This window comes from Neorhizobium sp. NPDC001467 (assembly GCF_050275975.1).
Lineage (GTDB): Bacteria > Pseudomonadota > Alphaproteobacteria > Rhizobiales > Rhizobiaceae > Neorhizobium.
This window is the reverse complement of record NZ_JBNNPS010000003.1, coordinates 38,832-59,582: the sequence shown is the minus strand read 5'-3', so window position 1 is coordinate 59,582 and position 20,751 is coordinate 38,832. Positions and strand designations below refer to the sequence as shown.

Here is a 20,751-nt window from a genome sequence, read left to right as displayed (position 1 = left end):
AGGAAAATGGAAAACAAATTCTTTCGCATCAGGACCTTCTTAATAATTTCCTACTAGGCTCGCATCATCCGGGTCAGCAGTCCATGGGCAATGAGTAACGGCGTCAGCACATCGACGGACAAAATCATCGTGGATCGCACCCGCGCCCACCGGCGCAAGCCCGTGTCCAAAGCCGTGCGCGCTACGCGCGAAAGACTGCAGTATAGCGCCCAGGGGAGCAATGTCTTTGATCGGGAAATGCTGTTCCAGCATGTCCGAACCGTCCTGCAAAGCGCGCTGATCACCCCCGTTGTCATCATCCTCGTGACCATGGTCGGCTATGCCATCAACCACGACAGCGGTCTCTTATCCTGGGGCCTGCTGACGCTCGCCATGCATGCTTTGAACCTGGTTCTGGCAAGACGGGTCGCTCGCGCCGATTTCAACGCCCAGCAGGCGCTGCGCTGGCGCAAATGGCTGCTTGCCGGGCAAATTGGGCTCGGCTTCTGCTGGGCGCTGTTTGCCTTCCAGCGCTGCGATGCCTGCGGCAGCACCGACGGCTTCTATTTCTACAAGGTGGCGGTGCTGCTGGTCGCGATCTCGATCACCGCGATGACCAGTTTCATGCTGCGTCAGGCCGCCCTGTTCGCCTTTATCCCCACCGTGCTGACGCTGCTGATGATCGCCATCATCACCAAGAGCACGCTGGATTTTGCGCTGACGGCCATGGTCGCTACCGCGCTCGTGCTGTTCTACTACATTTCCAACCGCCTCTATCAGTCCAACCTGTCGCTGATGTCCTATCAGTCGGAAAAGGACGACCTGATCGCTGAACTGGAAGTGGCCAATTCGATGTCGGACGAAGCCCGCAGACGCGCCGAGGAAGCCAACCTCGCCAAATCGCGCTTTCTGGCCTCGATGTCGCATGAGTTGCGCACGCCACTCAACGCCATTCTTGGCTTTTCCGAGGTCATGAATTCGGAAGTGCTCGGGCCGCTCGCCAATCCGACCTACAAGGAATATGCCGGCGACATTCACCGTTCGGGCGAGCATCTTCTCAATCTGATCAACGAAATTCTCGACCTATCCCGTATCGAGGCCGGACGCTACGATCTCAACGAGGAGGCGTTGTCGCTTCTCGAAATCGCCGAGGATTGCATCGGCATGGTACAGCTGCGCGCCCGCGGCAAGAACATCACCATCCAGCAGCAGTTCGAGCCGGACATGCCGCAGGTCTGGGTGGACGAGAAATCGATGCGCCAGGTTTTGCTCAACCTCCTGTCGAACGCCGTCAAGTTCACCAGCCAGGGCGGCGACGTTATGGTCAAGGTCGGCTGGACGGCCGGCGGCGGTCAGTATGTCTCGATCAAGGACAATGGACCCGGCATTCCGGAAGAGGAAATTCCCGTCGTTCTGTCCGCCTTCGGCCAGGGCTCGATCGCCATCAAGAGCGCCGAACAGGGCACAGGCCTCGGCCTGCCGATCGTGCAGGCGATCCTTGCCAAGCATGACGGGCAGTTCATTCTGAAGTCGAAGCTGCGCGAGGGAACCGAGGTGATCGCGATCCTGCCCGCAACGCGGGTGCTACAGAGCCTGCCTGCGGTCGAGGACGCGCCGCCGATCGAACGTCGCCGCAAGAGCTTCGCCTGATCAGCGGGCCGCAAACGCATATCCGGTCGTCGTCACTCGTTTCCTGCCGGCCGGTGGTAGCGAAACATCTAACCGCCGATCCGAACAACGACCACGTAGACGGCAAACACGCCGTTGGCGCAGAGCAGGCAGAACACCGCCAGCGATCCGAGATCTTTTGCATGCCGGCCGACGGTGGAGATTTCCGGCGAAATGCGGTCGACGAGTTCCTCGATCGCGGTATTCAGCGCCTCTACCGCAAACAGTATCAGCATCAGCACGAGATAGATGAGGTAATCGCCAAGCCGCGCGTCGACCGCGGCGAAAACGGCCAGGCCCATCGCAAAGGCGATCACTTCATGGCGGAACGCTTCCTCCTGCCACAGCCGGACCAGCCCTTGTAGGGAGTAGCGTGTGGCCGCGACCAAACGGCGCAGACCGCTCGCCTTTTCGATATTGCTGTCGAGCGGCGTCATTTCCATGCCCGGGCCCTCGGTTTGCCGGTCACATTCTCAACAAGGCTGGCACGCGTCGCGACGACTCCTCCGCCGCGATCCGCCCATCCCGCAATCGATCAGTTCTGACCACCGTTCGTCACGCCAGCCTGTGCAAAGGTCGCCATGCCGGAATGACAGGCCGCGGCGGACTTGACGATGCCGGCCGCGAGTGCGGCGCCGGTGCCCTCGCCCAGACGCATGCCGAGCGCCAGAAGAGGCGTCTTGCCCAGTCTTTCGATCGCCGCAAGATGTCCCGGTTCGCCTGACACATGGCCGATCAGGCAATGGTCGAGCGCGGACGGGTTGATCGCCCTCAGGATCGCTGCCGCCGATGTCGCAACATAGCCATCGATCAGGACAGGGATCTTTTCCATGCGCGCGGCAAGGATCGCACCGGCCATGGCCGCGACTTCACGCCCGCCCAGGCGACGCAAAATTTCCAGAGGATCGGAGAGATGGTCCTTGTGGAATTCGACAGCAGCCTTCACGGCCGCGACCTTGCGCGCCAGCACATCGCCCTGCGAGCCGGTACCGGGCCCAACCCAGTCTTCGGCCGTGCCCCCATAGAGAGCCAGGTTGATGGCGGCGGCGATCGTGGTGTTGCCGATGCCCATTTCACCGATCACCAGAAGATCAGTGCCACCGGCAATCGCCTCCATGCCGAAGGCCATGGTCGCCGCGCAGTCGCGCTCCGACAGCGCCGGTTCGACGGTGATGTCGCCGGTCGGATAATCCAGTGCCAGATCGAAGATCTTCAGGCCAAGATCATGCGTCACGCAGATCTGGTTGATGGCAGCGCCGCCGGCGGCGAAATTCTCCACCATCTGCTGCGTGACCGAGGATGGGAACGGCGTCACGCCATGCCGGGTTACGCCGTGATTGCCGGCAAAGATCGCCACCAGCGGGCGATTGACGGCCGGCGAACGGCCCGACCAAGCGGCCAGCCAGAAGGCGATCTCCTCCAGACGCCCGAGCGAGCCCGGCGGTTTGGTCAGTTGAGCATCGCGCTCGCGCGCTGCCACCAAGGCTCGCTGGTCCGGCCCCGGCAGCTCGCGCAAAAGAACGCGAAAATCGTCGAAAGGCATGCCGCTCACGCTCATATCATCCATCCTTGTCATGTCTGTCCTGCGGGAGACTTGTGTTTGCGCCCAGAATCCCGCTTTGTGGCCCTCTGTTTATCAGGCGCGGCCGGAGGAACAACTGCCAAACGCACATCATCTTCTCGGCGAACTCATTGCGGACATCGCCCGCTCGGTCGGCTTTCTCAGCCGGCTACCGGTTCACGCGCGCTTTTTCGAAGGCCATGACGGCAGCATTTCGAGGGCCGTGCGGGCGTTTCCCCTGGCCGGCCTCGTCATCGGGCTGCCGGCGATCTGCGTGTTCTGGGCCGCGCTCGCGGTCGGAGCACAACCGTTTCTTGCCGCGATCCTGGGGCTTGGCGCGTTGGCGCTCACCACCGGCTGCCTGCACGAGGATGGGCTTGCCGATGCGGCCGACGGGCTCGGCGGCGGTCGCGACAGGGACCATGCGCTTGCCATCATGAAGGACAGCCGCAGCGGCTCCTATGGCGTTGTCGCGCTGATCCTGTCATTCGGCATCCGCGGTGCGGGTCTGGCGCAGCTTGGCACCGACCTTTCCCCATTCGGAGCCGCCCTCGCCTTCCTGTCGGCATGCGCCGCCAGCCGGGCCTTGATGGTCTGGCACTGGTCCATGCTGAAGCCGGCGCGCACAAACGGCGTCGCCGTCGCCGTTGGCAGTCCCGAAACCGGAGCCCGTACAACCGCGCTGGCGTTTGCCACGCTTCTCGCGTTTCTGCTTCTGCTACCAAGCTACCATCTGGGCTCGGTGCTTTTCGCCCTTGCCTGTGCCGTCACCGCCGCCTTCGCCTTCACCCGCCTGGTCGACAGGAAACTCGGTGGCCATACCGGTGATACGATCGGCGCCACCCAACAGGTCACGGCAATGGCGATGCTGACCGCCCTTGCTCTGGCCACGTGAACGCCCGATATGACGAAGATGATTGCATCTCCCGCCCTTTCACCCTGCACCGGCATCTGCACAATTGCGGCGCACGACGACCGGCTGGCCGGCCATTGCATCGGCTGCGGCCGCTCGCTCGACGAGATCGGCCTCTGGCGTGACCTGTCCGACGATTCCAGACGGCGCATCATGGCCGCCCTGCCCGGCCGCCTGAGCAGCGCCAGCATGCCTGTTACGGACAAGTCCGCGAGGAGAGCCGTACCGTGAATGGCCTGACCGTCGTCCTCCTCGTTCTCGGCGCCGGCCTGGCGCTTCTGATCTTCAACGATGCAGGCGGCCGCACGTTCGGCATGGCCAATGACGATTTCGCCAGCCTCGTCTACCTGGCTCCGATCGCCGCCATGCTGTCCGCTGGCGTACTGGCCGGGCGACACGGCAGGTTCGGCGAAACCGCCCGCATGATCGCCATCTGGCTTGTCATCATCATGGGATTGATGGTCGGCTATCTTTATCGCAATGATTTTGCCGCGGTCGGCAATCGCCTTCTGGCTGGCCTCCTCCCCGGCAGCGCCGTCGTTACAACTGCGGCCGACGGCAGTCCCGAGGTGATCCTGCACCGGTCGATGGGCGGTCATTTTCAGGCTCGCATCGAAGTCAACGGCCGCACCGTCCCGATGCTGGTCGATACCGGCGCAAGCGCCGTCGTGCTGTCCTGGGACGACGCGCAGACGCTCGGGCTCGATCCGGAAAACCTCTCCTTTACCGTCAGCGTCTCCACCGCCAACGGCCGCGCGATGGCCGCCCCGGTACGGCTCGATCAAATGGCGATCGGTCCGATCGTGCGGCGTGACGTGCGCGCCATGGTCGCATCGAAAGGACGTCTGGACGAAAGCCTTCTCGGCATGACGTTTCTGTCGACGCTCGGTTCGCTGCAGATCCAGACGGACGAATTGCGGCTGCGCGACTAACACCGGGTCAGGCGCAATGCTGCAGCCTATTCCGCCGCCATCAGCGGCGCCGCCGCGGGTACGACCTCATCAGCCCGGCTGCGAAAATGGCTCGGCGGGGCACCGATGACACGCTTGAAGGCGCGGCTGAACGAGGCTTCGGCGTCATAGCCCAGCCGATCGGCAACGACCGAAACCCGCATGCCCTCTTTCAGCCACAGCCGCGCCTGATGCATACGCACCCGCGCCACGTAGCGCGCTGGCGTTTCGCCCACCACCTTGGCGAACCGCTCGGCAAAGCCCGAACGCGAGGCCCCCATGTGCCGCGCAAGTTCGACCACCGACCAATCGCGTTCAGGCTCCAGATGAATGGCTGCCAGCACGCGCCCGACATCGGGGCTGCGCACCGCTGCGACCCAGCCATTGGTCTTGCCGCAGCCATGCTCCACCCATGTGCGGATCATCGTTGCCATCAGCACATCCGCCAGCCGCGCCAGAATGCCGCCGGCGCCGACGCGATCGAGATCGACCTCGCGCGCCATCGCGTCAAGCAGATGGGGGATCGTCGGCTCGCTGCGGGCAAGATCGATCGTCGTCATCACATCCGGCATCATCTGCAATAGCGGATGCAGCCGGTCGAGATTGAAGCGCATCGAGCCGTTGAACATCTGGGTTTCGCCCGGCTCCTTCTGACAGGCGACATCGAAGACGCCGGAGCAGATTTTCGTGCGTCCGTAGCGCTCGAACGGCACCGGCTGCACAGATGGGGCGCCGGCAAGCACATGCGCGTTGCCACGCGGCACGAGAACGGCATCGCCGGCTTTCAGTTCAAGCCAGTCGTCATGTCCGTCGAGCCGAAGCACAGCGGACCCGCACTGGATGAAATGAAACCGTGCGGCCTCCTGGGCGGGGAAGGCCGTCGCCCAGGGTGACGCCGGACGGCACCGGCCATATTCGACGCCATCGAGCCTCAGGCCGCGCAACATTTCGCTGAGCGGATCAGACGGAAGATCGGGCAGAGAATTGGACGAATGATCAAGCATGACGGAGTTTCTAGCATGGAAACGCCAGCTCGTCACGTCTATCCCTTGATCAACAGCAAATCAGGAGATCCCCATGCTGGACCATATCCCATCCCCGGGCCGCGACGCCCGGACGATCGAACACGCCCGCTGGGGCGCCGTCGTTTCCATGACATTGGGCGTCTTCGGGCTCGTCACCGCAGAATTCCTGCCCGTCAGCCTGCTGACGCCGATTTCCGGTGACCTTGCCGTCACCTCCGGCGTTGCCGGCCAGTCGATCACCATGACCGCCATCGTCGCCGCCATCGCTGGTCCCGGCGTCATCATCGGCACCCGCAAGTTCGATCGACGCTGGACCGTTCTCGCACTGACCATGACACTGATCATCTCCAGCCTCATCGCTGCTGCCGCCACCAGCATCCATATGCTTCTTGCCGCCCGCTTCCTGCTCGGCATCGGGCTCGGCGGTTTCTGGGCGATGTCGGCTGCCCTTGCCATGCGTCTCGTGCCGCCGCATCTGATGCCGCGCGCCATGGCCATCATCATGGCCGGCGTTTCGCTTGCCACCGTCTGTGCCGCGCCGCTTGGGGCCTGGATCGGCGCAACGCTGGGATGGCGGGCCGCCTTCGGCCTGTCGGCGGGAATCGGCGCCGTTGCCCTTCTGGTTCAGGCCTCGACACTGCCGGCGATGCCGCCGAGCGGCCATGCCGGCCTTGCGACGATGGCAGCGCTGTTGCGCCGTCCGGCCATGCGGCTCGGCCTCATCACCATCCTTCTGGTCATCACCGGCCATTTTGCCGGCTTCACCTATATCCGCCCGTTCCTTGAGCGCGTGCCGCATCTCGGCGTCGAGACGATCTCGCTGATCCTGCTCGCCTATGGCGTTGCCGGCTTCTTCGGCAACCTGCTTGGCGGCTTCGTATCGGAACGCAGCCCGCGCCTGTCGATCACGATCTTTGCAAGCCTGGTCGCCGCAGCAGCGGTCAGCATGGCAGTGGCCGGAAGCTCGGAAATCGTTGCAGCCACCGCCGTCGCCATCTGGGGTCTCGCCTTTGGCGCCTTGCCGGTCAGCCTGCAGAGCTTTGTGGTGCGTGCCGGTTCTGATGAGGCGGAAAGCGCTGGAGCATTGATGCTCACCACGTTCCAGATCGCCATTTCCAGCGGTGCGGTTCTCGGTGGCATCTTGATCGAAACGCAAGGCCCAATCGCGGTCGTCACCTTCCTGGCCGCCGGTGCGCTTCTCGGCGCTTCGGTCATGGCCAGCCGCGGCGAACGACGTCGCCTGTCGATGGGCTAGGCACACTCTTGCCCTCACGCACGGTCGGCCGATCCTTTCGGCCGGCCTTTTTTGGAATTTTCAACCTTGGCAATCGACTGTTTTGGGAGCAAGGACCGCATATCATCATCCTGTCAGTGTCCCATGCCCCCTCGCAAAATCGCCTCCCTCATCTTCAGCCCCATCCTTGCCGGTGCCAGCCTGCGCGAACGCCTGATCGCCGGCCTCGGCGCGCTCATAGGCATATCGCTGACTGGCATGCTTGCCGGCCTCATGACCCGACACGGCCTGTCGCCGCTTCTGGTGGCGCCGATGGGCGCATCCGCCGTACTGGTTTTTGCCGTGCCCGCCAGTCCGCTGGCACAGCCCTGGCCCGTGATTGGCGGCAACACGCTCTCGGCCGCCGTCGGCCTGTTGGTCGCCTATGTCGTGCCCGACCCGGTTCTGGCCACGGGCATCGCAGTCTCGCTGGCCATTCTGGTAATGTCGGCGGCGCGATGCCTGCATCCACCCGGCGGCGCTGCCGCCTTGATGGCGGTTCTCGGCGGCAGCGCGATCGATGCCTGGGGCGCCCTTTTTCCAATCCTGCCGGTCATGCTCAACGCGGTTCTGCTGACGATTTTCGGAATCGTCTTCCACCGCCTGTGCGGACGCTCCTATCCCCACCGCCCGGCACCCGTCGTCACCGCGCCGAACGTTCCCGTACCGCCCGATATCCCGAATTTTGAGGAGGAGGATGTCGATGCCGCGCTTGCCCATCTCGACGAGACCTTCGACATCGACCGGGAAGACCTGATCCGCGTGATGCGGCAGGTGGAGGCCGAGCACATAGCCAGGCGCACCGCGATGAAATGACAAACGGCGCCTCGCAAGGCGCCGTTTCTGTTTCCCGGTCAGCGGAGACGCGATCAGATCTTCAGCTCGTTCTTGTCGGCCTTGACGGATGCCATGATCTTTTCCAGCCATCCCAGCATGACGGCAGATACGACGAAGGCCAGGTGAATGATCGTGTACCACAGAAGCTTGCCGTCGGTGTACTGGTTGGCATTGAGAAAGATCTGCAGGAGGTGGATGGATGAGATCGCAACGATCGAGGAGGCTACCTTGATCTTCAGGCTGCCGGCATCCAGCTTGCCGAGAAAGGAGACGTCGGCCTCGGTCTCGTCGAAGCGGCTTACGAAATTCTCGTAGCCGGAAATCATCACCATGACGATCAGGCTGGCGACCAGCGCCGCATCGATGAGGCCCAGCATGGCGAGGATCATCCCATTCTCATCCAGCGTGAAGACATTCGCCGCCACCTTCCAGAATTTTGCAGCAAAGGACACCGCATAGACTGCCAGAGCCGCGACAAGGCCGAGGTAAAAGGCGACGAGGATCCAGCGGCTCGACAGGATGATTTTCTCGACGAGCAGTTCCAGCGATTTCATGGGGGTGCAACTCCGACTGTCTTGGGGTGCGGATCAGATAGTCGCTGACCACCACACCCGCAAGACGCCGACAGGCCACCGCGACGCGAAGTCGCGGTTTTCCCAGCGCAAACCGGCTTTGGCATCAGCTCCGGAGCCGGTAACCGGTGCGGAAAATCCAGGCCAGGATGGACAGGCAGATGACCAGGAACAGGCCGATCATCCCCAGGCTGACGACCGGATTGACATCTGCGATCTCGTAAAAACTCCAGCGGAAACCGCTGACGAGATAAAGAACCGGGTTGAAATGGCTGACGGCTTGCCAGAAGGGCGGCAGCATGTCGATCGAGTAGAAACTGCCGCCGAGAAAGGTGAGCGGCGGCACGATCAGCATCGGCACGATGTTCAACTGCTCGAAATTCTTTGCCCAGATGCCGATGATGAAACCGAAGAGGCTGAACGTCACCGCCGTCAGCACCAGGAAAACCACCATCATAACGGGATGGGCGATGCGGATATCGACGAAGAACGAGGCCGTGGCGAGAATGATCAGGCCAATGATCAGTCCCTTGCTCGCGGCGGCACCGACATACCCTACCAGCACTTCCGACATCGCCACCGGCGCGGACAGAAGCTCGTAGATCGTCCCGGTGAATTTCGGGAAATAGATGCCGATCGAGCCGTTGGCGATACATTGGGTCAGCAATGTCAGCATGATCAGGCCCGGCGTGATGAACGAGCCATAGGAAACGCCGCCAACTTCCTGAATGCGTGAACCGATCGCGGTGCCGAACACGATGAAATAGAGCGACGTGGTGATGACCGGCGAGATGACGCTCTGCAGAAGCGTGCGGCGCATGCGCGCCATCTCAAAGAAGTAGATCGCCTTCACCGCTTCGAAATTGAATCTTGCCGCGCTCATGCCCGCTCTCCGATCAGCTTGACGAAAATATCCTCGAGCGAACTCTGATGGGTGGAAATGTCGGAAAGGGGCACATCCGCGGCGGCGAGCGCCTTCATCAGCGCTGCGATCCGGCTGTCATGACCATTGCCGAGCGTCTCGTCGGCAGCATAATCATGTATCAGCGCATGGCCGTCATCGATGAGCTTGAGCTCGAAGCTTTCCAGTCCCGGCGGCACGGCTGCAATCGGCCTGGTCAATTCCAGCCGCAGCTGCTTGCTGCCCAGCTTCTTCATCAGCGTGCGCTTGTTCTCGATCAGCAGCAATTCTCCGGCATTGATGACACCGACGCGGTCGGCGATCTCCTCGGCTTCCTCGATATAATGCGTCGTCAGAATGATGGTGACGCCGGTTTGACGTAGCTTGTTCACCACCTGCCACATGTCGCGCCGCAGCGTCACGTCGACACCGGCGGTCGGCTCGTCGAGGAAGAGAATGCGCGGTTCATGCGCCAACGCCTTGGCGATCAGCACGCGTCGCTTCATGCCGCCGGACAGTTCGCGCAGCATGTTGTTGCGCTTGTCCCAGAGCGAAAGGTCTTTCAGGATCCGCTCGATCAGGGCCGTATCCTTGCCCTTGCCGTGCAGGCCACGCGAAAAACTCACCGTGTTGATGACCGTTTCGAACTGGTCGGTCGTCAGTTCCTGCGGAACCAGGCCGATCATCGAGCGGGTTTCGCGGAAATCGCGCACCACGTCATGGCCGCCGACCGTCACCTGCCCGTCGGTCGGGTTGACGAGCCCGCAGATGATCGAGATCATCGTCGTTTTTCCGGCACCGTTCGGCCCCAGAAGCGCGAGGATCTCGCCTTCGCGGATATCGAGATCGACGCTCTTCAGCGCCTTGAACCCGTTCCCGTAGACCTTGGTCAGGCCACGGATGGAAACGACGGGCGGTTTGCTGGAATTCGGCGGGACTGCAAGCATGGAGAGACTTCTGGCTGGAACGGTGTGGCGCCGGATATAAGTGACCTGCCACCGAAAAACATCCCCTGTCGGCTGTTCCCCGTTTTCGTGAACAATCACCGCGTTCCATGCGGTGTCCAGGATGTCATCGAGAGCCACTCCACACCGTGGCAGGCCGTCCGACAGCCATCCGAAAACGAGAACTTGGAAATTCCGCCACAACCGTCATCGAACCGTAATCATGTCGCGCCATGTTGCGGTGGTCGGGATTGGCTGTACCGCCGCACACGCCGCCGGTCCCACAGCATGGCCATCAGCCGTCCTCCCCGCCCTTCCTCGTCGGGCTGTCGGGGTTCGTTCCGGCCGCTGGCTCCATTGCGCGGGAAACATGGCCGCCCATGCGGTTCCTGCGTCGATACATGCAGTCGTGATGACAGAAAGCCGGCTTCCATCCCTTGCCCGCTTTCCTTCCCTGGCCGGCCTCAAGCGCCGGCCTCTTTTTTTTCTAGCTCATGAATGTCGCTCCCACCCTTGAGCGCCGGCGCCTCAGCGGCTATCTGGAGCGGCACCGAACCCCATCCTTCCAGACAAGGCATTTCCCGGCATGATCCCAGACTTTCTCGTCACCCATTCCGGGGGCTTCCATGCCGATGAACTGATGTCGAGCGTCATCCTCACGCGGCTGTTTCCAAATGCGAAACTGGTGCGTAGCCGCGCTACGGAATGGATCACGCCCGGCTGCGACCGCATCATCTACGACGTCGGCGGCGCCTACGATGCCGAAGCCGGCATTTTCGACCATCACCAGCGCGGCGCGCCGTTGCGGCAGGACGGCTCGCCCTACAGTTCCTTCGGCTTGATCTGGAAGCATTTCGGCCGCGCCTATCTGCTGGCGCTCGATGTCCCGGACGTGCATGCCGATGACGTCCACGCCGCCTTCGACCAGAAATTCGTGCTGCCGATAGATCTGATGGACAATGGCGCGCTCGACCCTTCTTCCGCCGGCCCACTGGCAGGCCTCACGCTTTCGGCCCTGCTCGAAACCCTGAAACCTGTGTTTGACATGCGGGACGAAGGCGCCGACGACCGTGCCTTCGACGTTGCTCTTGGCGTTGCCCGCACCTTTGTCGAGGCAGCAATCGCTCAGCGGGCGGCCAAGCTGCGTGCCGAAAGCTTGGTGCTGGGGGCTATTGCGGAAACGGGCGACCATCCCGTGCTGGAACTGCCGATGGGCATGCCGTTTCGCCCCGCCATCGTGAAGGCGGGAGCCGAACATCTCCTTTTCGTCGTGCATCCGCGCGAAAAGGACTGGTGCGTCACGGGCATTCGCCGCAGCGACGAAGGGTTCGAACTGCGCGCCGACCTGCCGGCCGCCTGGGCGGGGCTCAACAACGGCGAACTGGAACAGGTGTCGGGCGTTGTCGGCGCGAGCTTCTGCCATAACGCCCGTTTTATCGCCGCCGCGAAAACGCGGGAAGCCGCACTTGCCATGGCAAAGATCGCCGTCAGGGAAGCGCTGGCGGATTAAATCGCATCCCGAGTTGCCGAAGTCGACGACTCCACCACCGTCATCCTCGGGCTTGTCCCGAGGATCTGCAACGACCTGTGGCCACTGGCCTAGTTAGATCCTAGGGACAGGCCCTAGGATGACGACGCGGTGAAAGTCTCCGGTACCCGCCGGACACACTCAATCGCAGTAACGACTGTTCGACTTGCGCTGCCTCAGATCGAAATGGAAATGGTTCCAGTGCTCCTTATTGGAACCGGGCCCGAGCACAGTGTTGAAATATTTGCAGCTGTCGGTGCGCACCGCTTTCAAAAGCGCGCCTTCGCGGAAGGAGAACAGACCCTTCTTGCGCACGTCGATATCCTTGCCGTTCTTCAGAACGAACTTGCCGACATCGATGGCATTGCCGCGCGCATGTTCCGACATCGGATTGTATTTCTGGCGGCTGTTGTTCATGCGGCGGCAGGAATACCCGCCCATCGGCACGATGCGCTTGACGCCACTCCAGTAGCGGTAGCGCGAGGACGGAGCCAGTTCGTATTTCACCCAGCGCGCAAAGGCGAGCGTCGTCTGGCAGTTCAGCTTCACCGACGGCTTCACGTCGATATCGCCCGACAGGCCGGTCAGTTCGACGGGATAGTCGATACCGCAGCTCGGTCCGTCGCTGATCGTCGGCACATTGCGGAATTCGACGCCGAGACGGCGCAATTCCACGCGGCAGGCGGCTTCGGATGCCGGCATGGCTTCAGGTCCGCGCGGCGGCGCGATCGGGGCGCGCTCTTCCAATGGATTGGGCGTGCGCAGCATTGCGACTTCCTGCGCGCGTGCCGCACCACCGACCTGGCGCGTACCAAACGGGGTCGACTGGCGCTGCCACGGCTGCTCGTTATCGGTTTGGCCAGCATCCAGATTGGCGCGCTGGCCGCTGCCGGCGCGTTTGGGCGGTACGATCACAGGCGCCTCTCCGAGGTCCGGAGCCACCGCCTTGCCCTGTCGCGCCAGCGCACGCGGGCTGTCGGTACCGATGCCGTCCACCACAGGCTGGCTTCCGATACCTTCGGCAATATCCGTCTGCTGTTCCTGCGCCAGCCCGACCACCTCGGCCTGACCGGCCACACCCAGTCCATCATCCATGTTGACGCCGGCATCGGACCCTCGTGCTGACATGCCACTGGCTACTGCGGCCACGCCCTCGTCGCTATCGATGCTGGGAAGACGCCCTTCACGCTGGCGCGCAGGCCGCGAAGCATCGCGGGCGGCATACGGATCCGATTGTTGCGGTGGCATCGGGCCGCCCCATTGTTCGCTTCCCGTTGCCGGCGGCATCGGCTGGCGTGCAATCCCGCCATTCTGGCCATCATAACCGGCATAGGACGAACCGGGATTTCCGGTCTCGCCCGGCGCGCGCAGGTAACCGTATGAAGATTGTCCCTGATCGACGGAAGCCGGTGGCATGGGGCTGGAAAGACCTGCCGTCGAAGTTCCGCCATAGGTCTGGTTGGCCGGCATGCTTGCCGGCGGCATCGGACGGATGGCGCCGACGCGCGTGCCGTTGTCGACACCGACCGACGGCACCAGCCCTTCTGCCGAACAGGCCGTCAGCATGGTCGAGATCATCAGCGAGGCCGTCACCCGGCGCCAGAAAAGAGCATACGCCATACCAGAATGCCTTACCTGTCCTAGAGGTCTTCCGTCCTTCGTGACAGATTCGCCACATCTGAATTTTAGGCGCGCTTGGTAAACGAAACCTTGAACGATCAAGGCGGTTTCAAGGTCATCTTGGGACGAGTAGCGCAAAACGGCGCGTTCGAAGATGGGACAGGCGACTACAGTTGCCGCCTTGCCGAAACCTTGGCACATGCCTATGGTCGCGCCGCATCGCCCAATCCGGCCCCTTGGCCATCATCTCTTTCAGACGAGCCCCGCATGACCACACCGACCGGAGAACTCACGCTGCGCACGCTTGCCATGCCTGCCGACGCCAATCCGGCCGGCGACATTTTTGGCGGATGGGTGATGGCGCAGATGGATCTGGCAAGCGGCATACGCGCGGCCGAGCTTGCCCATGGCCGAGTGGTCACGGCAGCGGTGAAGGAAATGGCATTCGAACTGCCGGTCAAGATCGGCGACACGCTGAACATCTATACGCAGATCACCCGCGTCGGCCGCACCTCGATCACGCTGTCGGTCGAGGCCTGGGCCCAACGCGCTCGTCACCGCGCCCTGGAAAAGGTCACCGCCGGCACGTTTATCATGGTGGCGCTGGACGACGACGGCAAACCGAAGCCTGTACCGGCGGCGTAATCCCCGGCATTGCTTTCAGCCAGGCATCCCATTGCCGGCGCTGTGCCTGCTCGATCCTCGACGCATCGAACCATCGATGCACCCTGACTGTGCGTTACTCCGCCGCCTGAGGGAGGGGGCGCGGTGCATCCAGCCCGAGAATATCTGAAAAATCCTTGTGATTCGGGCAGTCCGAAAGCCGCGTCTTGAAAGCCTCCACCAGCCAGGACGTGGCCGGCCCCAGCGGATGGGAAGCCTTATGCATGGCATAAAGCGGATATTCGCCCTGCTGATAGGCGTCGAGTTTCAGGGCAACCAGCCGGCCCTCCAGCAGATCGAGACGGACCAGGGAGGCCGGCAGGCCGCCCCAGCCGAGCCCGCCCTTGATCAGCTGATGCTTGGTGGCGATATCGCTCACCCGCCAGGTCTTGAACGACAGAACGTTGAAATCGCGCCCCTTGGTGAGGCCGGAAGCGTCCGTCACCACCATCTGCACTTCCTCGCGCACATCCGCCAGCGTCAGAGGCCTATCTATCCGCGCGAGCGGATGGTCGCTTGCCGCGACCGGCACCATGAACGAATGGCCGATCTTTTCGGCCACCAGCGTATCGTCCTTGCTCAACATCGCACCGCCGAGACCGACATCGGCACGGGCCGAAGAGACCATGTCCATCACCATGCCGAGTTCGCCGACATGCAGGTTAAGCGCCACTGACGGAAAGCGGGCGCGAAATTCCCGCAATGTCACCACGACGGCATCGGCCGGCACCATGACCGAGATCGCCATGGTCAGTTCCGCCTCGAGCCCCTGCTTGATGCTTTTTGCCCGCGCCCGCATGACCTGAAGATCGGCGACGATACGGCGCGCATCGGCGAGCATCGCTCCCCCCTCCTCCGTCAGCTTCGGCTGGCGGCCGGCGCGGTCAAACAGCACCATTTCCAGCTGCGCTTCCAGATTGGCGATCGTGTAGCTGACCACCGACTGGGCACGGTTGAGCCGGCGCGCAGCGGCGGAAAAGCTGCCGGTTTCGGCAACGGCCAGGAAAACCTGCAATTGATCGAGCGTGGGATTGGCGTCCATGCGACCTATCCATTTCCTAGATAACAAGCTTCGACATTATCCCGGTTCTTTCGGTCGGTGTCCATGCCTATCTGTCTTCACAACAAGGGCGGAACTTCGTCTCAACCCGCTCAGAACAAATCGCAATCCGTTCAAGGAATTCAGCCATGTCGTCCATTCTCCTCGTCACCTCCAGCCCGCGCGCCGAATCGCTGTCGACAAAGGTCGCTACCGAATTCGTCGATAAGCTGAAAGCCAAGAATCCGGGCGTAACCGTTGCGCATCGCGACCTCGGCAAGTCGCCGATCGCTCACCTCGACCCGGTGACCACCTTGGCCATCAAGAAGCAGCCTGCCGACCGCACCGCTGAAGAGGCTGCTGCCGTCGTCGAGTCCGACACGCTGACGAACGAACTGCTGGCTGCCGATACCGTCGTCATCGCGACCGGCCTCATCAACTTCAACATCTATTCCTCGCTGAAGTCCTGGATCGACATGGTGGCGCGCGCCGGCATGACTTTCCGTTATACGGCCGAAGGTCCTGAAGGTCTGGCCAAAAACAAGAAGGTCTATATCGTCCTTTCGGCCGCCGGCGTTTATTCCGATGGCCCGGCCGTGGCGATGAACCACGCTGTCCCGTACCTGAAGACCGTTCTCGCCTTCATGGGCATGACCGATGTCGAAGTCATCTATGTCGAGGGCACCGCTTTCGGCCCGGAAGCGTTTGAAAAAGCGATCGCTTCGGCGGCTGCGCGGACGGACGAACTGGCGCAGGCAGCCTGATTTTTCACTGATCAAATGCTGACACCAGGATGGCGGCCGATGCCAATCGGCCGCCATCCTGTTGAGAAGGAGCAGCCGTACCGCTCAAGGTACGGCGTGCCGTAATGCTAGACCGCCTGACGCGCCAAGATTGCCGCGGACGCGTCGATGGTATTGCCGCCTCTACGGCGGCGTATCATTTCGGCCATTCCTGTAATCTGCACGGCGATCGCCGGCCGCAGCGTCTCCAGCCGATCCTCAAGAGCGGTCGGCCGACCGATGAGGTCTCCCTGCAACGCATCGCATCCGGCCTGTATCAGGAACAGTGCCTGCTCGATCGTTTCCACCCCTTCGGCAGCGACGCTCATACCCTTCAAGGCGCTCCCGGGCAGCGTCTGCGACTGCAAGATCGACGACCAGACTGCGATCGATCCTGATGGTATCGACAGGATATTGGTCAAGGCAGGCGAGCGACGCATTGTCGGCCGCCGTCACGCGTAGCGCCAGACCGAATCCCAGCCGCCTTATCCCTTCAGCGACCCCGCGTGCCACGCGCACGTCATCGATCAGGATATCTTGCGCAATTTCCAGCTCGATCCGCGACGCCGTACCGTCTCTGTGCCGCAGAATGCCCTCAAGTTCGGAAAGCCATTCCAGGTCATGCAAGGACAGCGTGCCGAGCTGGACGATGAAGCGCTTGTCCGGCAGCAAGCGGCTGAGACGGCACGCCTCGGCGATCATGCGCATTCGCGCCCCGGTCGGCTTTGCGAACGTGCGCGCATCTTCCTCGGTTTCACACGGCAGGACGGGACTACCCTGCGTATGGTCGGAGGCAGGCAAAATCTCGTAAGCCATGATGGTTGCGGTGGTGACATCGACGCGCGGCTGCAGCCATATCATGCCATTCCCCTGCCCGGTGACGCCGGCAGGTCCGGTCTGGCAGTCTTTGGCGCCAAGGATCGCCGACAGACGCTTTCGCGCACCACTCGTGCTCCCATGTCCGTCATCCGGTCGCTCTGCATGCTGCTCTCCGGAATGGAGCGAGTCCCTCCGGTGTCGGCCATGCCGGGCCAGTGCGGCACCGGCGATCCTGCCGTGAACGCCGGCGAGCGACCACGCCTTGCGACCCGGCATCAGCCAGACGATCAGGACGAAGGCAATTGTGCTGACGGCCAGCCCCCAGCACAGGTCGGTCACGATGGCATCGATCGAGCCAGGACGGGTGGCGGACACCGCCGCGGCAGCGGCCTGCGGCATCGAGCCGGCAGCAAGGCTGAAAGCTAGGCAGAAGATCTGTATGCACCGGACCCGCATCAGCAACTCGACATAAAACTTGGCAAGATGCAGCGAAACTACCGGCAAGATTTTAAGATTGAGTGTCGCCTCGGGCTGCGGGCTGGTTTCCGTGCCGGCTTGGGGTCATGCTCGGAATCGCGGCCTTGCGCCGCGTCAATTGCTTCCGTGCCTATTCCGGCCTGTAGCACGCAGCAAACGGCATGCAAAAAATATCAGGTCGCGCGTTCGGGCGCCCCATCCGCAAACAGCGAGGCGCCGTTCTGATCGATGATCTGGCGCGCCTTGCGAAACGTGCTTTCCACGACATCATCCATCGACGTGAACATGTCGGCGCGAATGAACGTGCGCACCAGCACGGTCTCGCCGACCTGCTTTTCAATGCGTCCCGCCAGGCGATACTGGCTGCCTTCCTTGATCGGATCAGGATAGATCAGACAGCCGGCATGTTCCTGCGGCGCAATCTCAGGCCCGGTTTTTGCGGCAGGGGCATTGCCGGAGGAAAACATCGACAGGAGATTGGAAAGAAAGGAAGCCATGCGATTGCCTTATCACAGCATTGATGAGGGCGGAAGCTGCCGCGTTCTGCAACTTCCGCCTCCCGTGTCGATCAGATGATCAGATTGGCGAGGATTTCGTTTTCGGTGATGTCCTCATAACCGAGGCCGGCCGCTTCGAAACGTTGGTAGAGGCCGGCAAAATTTTCCGGCGCCGTGGTTTCGATGCCGATCAGGATCGAACCGAAATTGCGCGCCGATTTCTTCAGATACTCGAAACGGGCGATATCGTCGTCCGGTCCCAGCAGGCTGAGGAAATCGCGCAATGCGCCGGGGCGCTGGGGGAGCCGCAGGATGAAGTATTTCTTCACGCCGGAAAACCGCATGGCGCGCTCCTTCACATCGGGAAGGCGCTCGAAATCAAAATTGCCACCGGAGACCACGGCCACGACCGTCTTGCCCGCCAGCCGCTGCGGCCCCAGTTCCTCTAGGGCCCGGATGGACAGGGCGCCGGCCGGCTCGAGAACCACACCTTCGAGATTGAGCATTTCGCCGATCGTCACACAGATGGCGTTTTCCTCGATCAGCTTCACCTGGTCGGGCGGAAAGCCGCGCAGCCGCTCGAAATTGAGGCTGCCGATGCGCGCAACGGCTGCGCCATCGACGAAATTATCGACTTTCTGCAGCGTGACCGGCTCGCCGGCCAGCAGCGATTGCTGCAGACTGGGCGCGCCCTGCGGCTCGACAAAAAGAAAGTTGTTCGGATCGACGATATCCTTGAGAAAGCCGGTCACGCCCGATGCCAGACCGCCACCGCCGACCGGCAGCACGACCAGATCCGGCACGCTGCCACTTGGCAGCTGGTCCATGACCTCGGCAGCCACGGTCGCCTGCCCCTCGATGATATCGGCATCGTCGAAGGGCGGCACCATCATGGCGCCGGTCGTCTCTACATGATCGCGGGCTGCCTGATAGCATTGATCGAAAATATCGCCGACCAGACGGATCTGGATGAAGGCACCCCCGAACATGCGGGTCTTGTCGATCTTCTGCTGCGGCGTCGTCACCGGCATGAAGACAACGCCCTGGACCTCGAAATGCCGGCAGACGAAGGCAAAACCCTGGGCATGGTTGCCGGCCGAGGCGCAGACGAACACGCGCTCGCGGCCATGGGCTTCCACGGCCTTGCGCAGAAAGTTGAAAGCGCCGCGGATCTTGTAGGAACGAACCGGCGACAGGTCCTCGCGCTTCAGCCAGATTTCCGCGCCGTAACGGCGGCTGAGATGTTCGTTGAGCTGCAGCGGCGTCTCGGGAAAAATCTCCCGCATCGCCCCCTGCGCCTGTCCGACCGCGATCTTGTCCAAGTTCTGCACTCCGTAACCTGTTCCTTGCCTCAAGCGGCTATGCCACACTGGCGCACAAGACGGAAGGATGATTGCGAACCGATCGGTACGGTTAGGTTGCGACGGCGCCGAAAAATGTGGTGCGGACGGCGGGGATCGAACCCGCAAGACCGAAGTCGAGGGATTTTAAGTCCCTTGCGTCTACCAGTTTCGCCACGTCCGCATGAAGCGTCTTTTCAGATACAAGCACCGTGCAGTCAACAGGCGGCTTGGCGATCACGCCTATTTCAACCGCGAATGCGACACAATGCAACTTATGTGAGCAACCTTGTCGGCCCAAGCCCGTTCCTGCCCATCTCTGGCGTTCTGGAACGGAAGATCATGCCCACGTTCTATCTGCATATTTCCGACAGCAAGGAAGCCGAAGTCGAGATCAATGCCGAAAACGCGCATACGGCCATGAATGACGGCCTCAATGCGTTGAGCACATTTGCCTGCCGCAGCTTTCCGCCGCCGGACAATGTTTCCATCACGGTGCTTGACCAGCAACGCCGCATGGTCGGCCGCATGCGCTTCTCATTCGATATCGAATATGCGGCTGCTGTCGTGATCTGAATGCCGACATGGCATGAGAGCAAAGGGCGCCCGCCAGAGGGCGCCCTTCTCGCTTGATCAGACCAGCTTCGCAGCGATGTTCGCGACATGCGCGCCCTGGTATTTCGCGGCTTCCAGTTCGACCTCAGAGGGCTGGCGCGAGCCGTCACCGTCCGTGATCGTCGAGGCGCCGTAGGGAGAACCGCCCTTGATGGCGTCCACGCCCATCTGACCCTGGAAAGCATAGGGCAGGCCGACGACGACCAGACCATGATGCAGCAGCGTCGGGATGAAGCCGAGGATCGTGCTTTCCTGGCCTCCATGCTGGGTCGCCGAAGAGGTGAATACCGAGCCGACCTTACCCACAAGCTTGCCGGTGGACCACAGGCCGCCGGTCTGGTCCCAGAAGTTGCGCATCTGGGATGCCACCGTGCCGAAACGGGTGCCGGCACCCACGATGATCGCGTCATACTCGGCCAGTTCGTCGGGGGTGGCGACCGGGGCCGGTTGGTCGAGCTTGAAATGCGACGATTTCGCCACCTCTTCCGGTACCAGTTCCGGCACCCGCTTCACCGTCACGTCCGCGCCAGCCGATTTGGCGCCTTCCGCCACGGCATAGGCCATCGTCTCGATATGGCCGTAGGAGGAATAATAGAGGACCAGAACTTTTGCCATTGTCTTCGTTTCCTTGATCAGGTTGGGAGGCGAGATATCGATCCGTCGTCTTGCCAAGCGTCCGCCGTGTTGCGGCGAGCGCTGCCGGCGGACGGCGGCCTGTGTCGATCTGCAGGTTAGCGAGATAGGCGTA

Annotated in this window: 22 protein-coding genes, 1 tRNA gene and 1 pseudogene; 10 read left to right on the top strand and 14 right to left on the bottom strand. The window is 62.2% G+C overall.

Annotation, left to right across the window (positions count from 1 at the left end):
• Window positions 1-90: 90 nt before the first annotated feature.
• Window positions 91-1,629, top strand: coding sequence for a sensor histidine kinase (locus ACQKKX_RS08700; RefSeq protein WP_427570211.1), 1,539 nt, complete (start codon window positions 91-93; stop codon window positions 1,627-1,629).
• 68 nt (window positions 1,630-1,697) lie between these two features.
• Here ACQKKX_RS08700 and ACQKKX_RS08695 read toward each other — a convergent pair whose 3' ends face one another.
• Together ACQKKX_RS08695 and cobT are read right to left on the bottom strand one after the other, a co-directional pair.
• A complete protein-coding gene (locus ACQKKX_RS08695) occupies window positions 1,698-2,090 on the bottom strand; it encodes a diacylglycerol kinase (RefSeq protein ID WP_427570209.1) in 393 nt (130 codons plus the stop codon).
• Between the two features lie 92 nt (window positions 2,091-2,182).
• Complete coding sequence (gene cobT / locus ACQKKX_RS08690; RefSeq protein ID WP_427570207.1) at window positions 2,183-3,205, bottom strand: nicotinate-nucleotide--dimethylbenzimidazole phosphoribosyltransferase; 1,023 nt, start codon at window positions 3,203-3,205, stop codon at window positions 2,183-2,185.
• 100 nt (window positions 3,206-3,305) lie between these two features.
• Here cobT and cobS point away from each other — a divergent pair, with 100 nt between their 5' ends.
• The 3 genes from cobS to ACQKKX_RS08675 are packed head-to-tail and all read left to right on the top strand — an operon-like array spanning window position 3,306 to window position 5,053.
• Window positions 3,306-4,103 carry an adenosylcobinamide-GDP ribazoletransferase gene (cobS, locus tag ACQKKX_RS08685; RefSeq protein WP_427570609.1) on the top strand — a complete coding sequence of 266 codons (798 nt, stop codon included), beginning with the start codon at window positions 3,306-3,308 and terminating at the stop codon, window positions 4,101-4,103.
• Window positions 4,104-4,112: 9 nt separating this feature from the next.
• Window positions 4,113-4,352: a DUF1289 domain-containing protein gene (locus ACQKKX_RS08680; protein ID WP_427570205.1), complete on the top strand. Its 240-nt coding sequence runs from the start codon at window positions 4,113-4,115 to the stop codon at window positions 4,350-4,352.
• Window positions 4,349-5,053, top strand: coding sequence for a TIGR02281 family clan AA aspartic protease (locus tag ACQKKX_RS08675; RefSeq protein ID WP_427570204.1), 705 nt, complete (start codon window positions 4,349-4,351; stop codon window positions 5,051-5,053). The genes ACQKKX_RS08680 and ACQKKX_RS08675 overlap by 4 nt, the downstream gene beginning before the upstream one ends.
• Before the next feature lie 26 nt (window positions 5,054-5,079).
• Here the strand turns inward: ACQKKX_RS08675 and ACQKKX_RS08670 are convergent, their stop codons facing one another.
• The gene (locus tag ACQKKX_RS08670; protein WP_427570203.1) at window positions 5,080-6,075 is read right to left on the bottom strand and encodes an AraC family transcriptional regulator; all 996 of its coding nucleotides are present in this window, start codon (window positions 6,073-6,075) and stop codon (window positions 5,080-5,082) included.
• 73 nt (window positions 6,076-6,148) lie between these two features.
• Here ACQKKX_RS08670 and ACQKKX_RS08665 point away from each other — a divergent pair, with 73 nt between their 5' ends.
• On the top strand, window positions 6,149-7,351 hold the full coding sequence (locus ACQKKX_RS08665) for an MFS transporter (protein WP_427570202.1): 1,203 nt from the start codon (window positions 6,149-6,151) through the stop codon (window positions 7,349-7,351).
• Window positions 7,352-7,474: 123 nt separating this feature from the next.
• Window positions 7,475-8,167, top strand: a pseudogene (locus ACQKKX_RS08660) (HPP family protein); the annotation flags it as partial.
• Window positions 8,168-8,238: 71 nt separating this feature from the next.
• On the opposite strand, the gene ACQKKX_RS08655 reads toward ACQKKX_RS08660, so the two are convergent.
• The 3 genes from ACQKKX_RS08655 to ACQKKX_RS08645 form a co-directional block, all read right to left on the bottom strand.
• Complete coding sequence (locus tag ACQKKX_RS08655; RefSeq protein WP_427570200.1) at window positions 8,239-8,760, bottom strand: TIGR00645 family protein; 522 nt, start codon at window positions 8,758-8,760, stop codon at window positions 8,239-8,241.
• A 124-nt stretch (window positions 8,761-8,884) separates the two neighbouring features.
• Window positions 8,885-9,661 (bottom strand): ABC transporter permease, encoded by a 777-nt coding sequence (locus tag ACQKKX_RS08650; protein WP_427570199.1) that lies wholly within the window; start codon window positions 9,659-9,661, stop codon window positions 8,885-8,887.
• Window positions 9,658-10,626, bottom strand: a complete 969-nt coding sequence (locus ACQKKX_RS08645) for an ABC transporter ATP-binding protein (protein WP_427570198.1) — start codon at window positions 10,624-10,626, stop codon at window positions 9,658-9,660. Before ACQKKX_RS08645 ends, ACQKKX_RS08650 begins: the two co-directional genes overlap by 4 nt.
• Window positions 10,627-11,209: 583 nt before the next feature.
• Between ACQKKX_RS08645 and ACQKKX_RS08640 the strand changes: the two genes are divergently transcribed.
• Window positions 11,210-12,133, top strand: coding sequence for an MYG1 family protein (locus ACQKKX_RS08640; protein WP_427570196.1), 924 nt, complete (start codon window positions 11,210-11,212; stop codon window positions 12,131-12,133).
• A gap of 159 nt (window positions 12,134-12,292) precedes the next feature.
• Here the strand turns inward: ACQKKX_RS08640 and ACQKKX_RS08635 are convergent, their stop codons facing one another.
• Entirely contained in the window at window positions 12,293-13,771 is a 1,479-nt protein-coding gene (locus ACQKKX_RS08635) for an extensin family protein (protein ID WP_427570194.1), read from the bottom strand.
• Between the two features lie 267 nt (window positions 13,772-14,038).
• Between ACQKKX_RS08635 and ACQKKX_RS08630 the strand changes: the two genes are divergently transcribed.
• A complete protein-coding gene (locus tag ACQKKX_RS08630; protein WP_427570193.1) occupies window positions 14,039-14,416 on the top strand; it encodes an acyl-CoA thioesterase in 378 nt (125 codons plus the stop codon).
• A 94-nt stretch (window positions 14,417-14,510) separates the two neighbouring features.
• Here ACQKKX_RS08630 and ACQKKX_RS08625 read toward each other — a convergent pair whose 3' ends face one another.
• Window positions 14,511-15,476 carry a LysR family transcriptional regulator gene (locus ACQKKX_RS08625; RefSeq protein ID WP_427570192.1) on the bottom strand — a complete coding sequence of 322 codons (966 nt, stop codon included), beginning with the start codon at window positions 15,474-15,476 and terminating at the stop codon, window positions 14,511-14,513.
• Window positions 15,477-15,622: 146 nt separating this feature from the next.
• Here ACQKKX_RS08625 and ACQKKX_RS08620 point away from each other — a divergent pair, with 146 nt between their 5' ends.
• Entirely contained in the window at window positions 15,623-16,237 is a 615-nt protein-coding gene (locus tag ACQKKX_RS08620; RefSeq protein WP_427570190.1) for an FMN-dependent NADH-azoreductase, read from the top strand.
• 107 nt (window positions 16,238-16,344) lie between these two features.
• On the opposite strand, the gene ACQKKX_RS08615 is transcribed toward ACQKKX_RS08620, so the two are convergent.
• The 5 genes from ACQKKX_RS08615 to ACQKKX_RS08595 form a co-directional block, all read right to left on the bottom strand.
• Complete coding sequence (locus tag ACQKKX_RS08615) at window positions 16,345-16,584, bottom strand: hypothetical protein (protein WP_427570189.1); 240 nt, start codon at window positions 16,582-16,584, stop codon at window positions 16,345-16,347.
• Window positions 16,475-17,578, bottom strand: a complete 1,104-nt coding sequence (locus ACQKKX_RS08610) for an EAL domain-containing protein (protein ID WP_427570187.1) — start codon at window positions 17,576-17,578, stop codon at window positions 16,475-16,477. Before ACQKKX_RS08610 ends, ACQKKX_RS08615 begins: the two co-directional genes overlap by 110 nt.
• 146 nt (window positions 17,579-17,724) lie before the next feature.
• On the bottom strand, window positions 17,725-18,048 hold the full coding sequence (locus ACQKKX_RS08605; protein WP_427570185.1) for an HlyU family transcriptional regulator: 324 nt from the start codon (window positions 18,046-18,048) through the stop codon (window positions 17,725-17,727).
• A 71-nt stretch (window positions 18,049-18,119) separates the two neighbouring features.
• Window positions 18,120-19,370 carry a threonine ammonia-lyase gene (gene ilvA, locus ACQKKX_RS08600; protein ID WP_427570184.1) on the bottom strand — a complete coding sequence of 417 codons (1,251 nt, stop codon included), beginning with the start codon at window positions 19,368-19,370 and terminating at the stop codon, window positions 18,120-18,122.
• 117 nt (window positions 19,371-19,487) lie between these two features.
• Window positions 19,488-19,572 (bottom strand) — tRNA-Leu (locus ACQKKX_RS08595).
• A 158-nt stretch (window positions 19,573-19,730) separates the two neighbouring features.
• Between ACQKKX_RS08595 and ACQKKX_RS08590 the strand changes: the two genes are divergently transcribed.
• Window positions 19,731-19,964 carry a hypothetical protein gene (locus ACQKKX_RS08590; protein ID WP_427570183.1) on the top strand — a complete coding sequence of 78 codons (234 nt, stop codon included), beginning with the start codon at window positions 19,731-19,733 and terminating at the stop codon, window positions 19,962-19,964.
• Window positions 19,965-20,021: 57 nt separating this feature from the next.
• Here the strand turns inward: ACQKKX_RS08590 and wrbA are convergent, their stop codons facing one another.
• A complete protein-coding gene (wrbA, locus tag ACQKKX_RS08585) occupies window positions 20,022-20,618 on the bottom strand; it encodes an NAD(P)H:quinone oxidoreductase type IV (protein ID WP_427570181.1) in 597 nt (198 codons plus the stop codon).
• Between the last annotated feature and the right edge of the window lie 133 nt (window positions 20,619-20,751).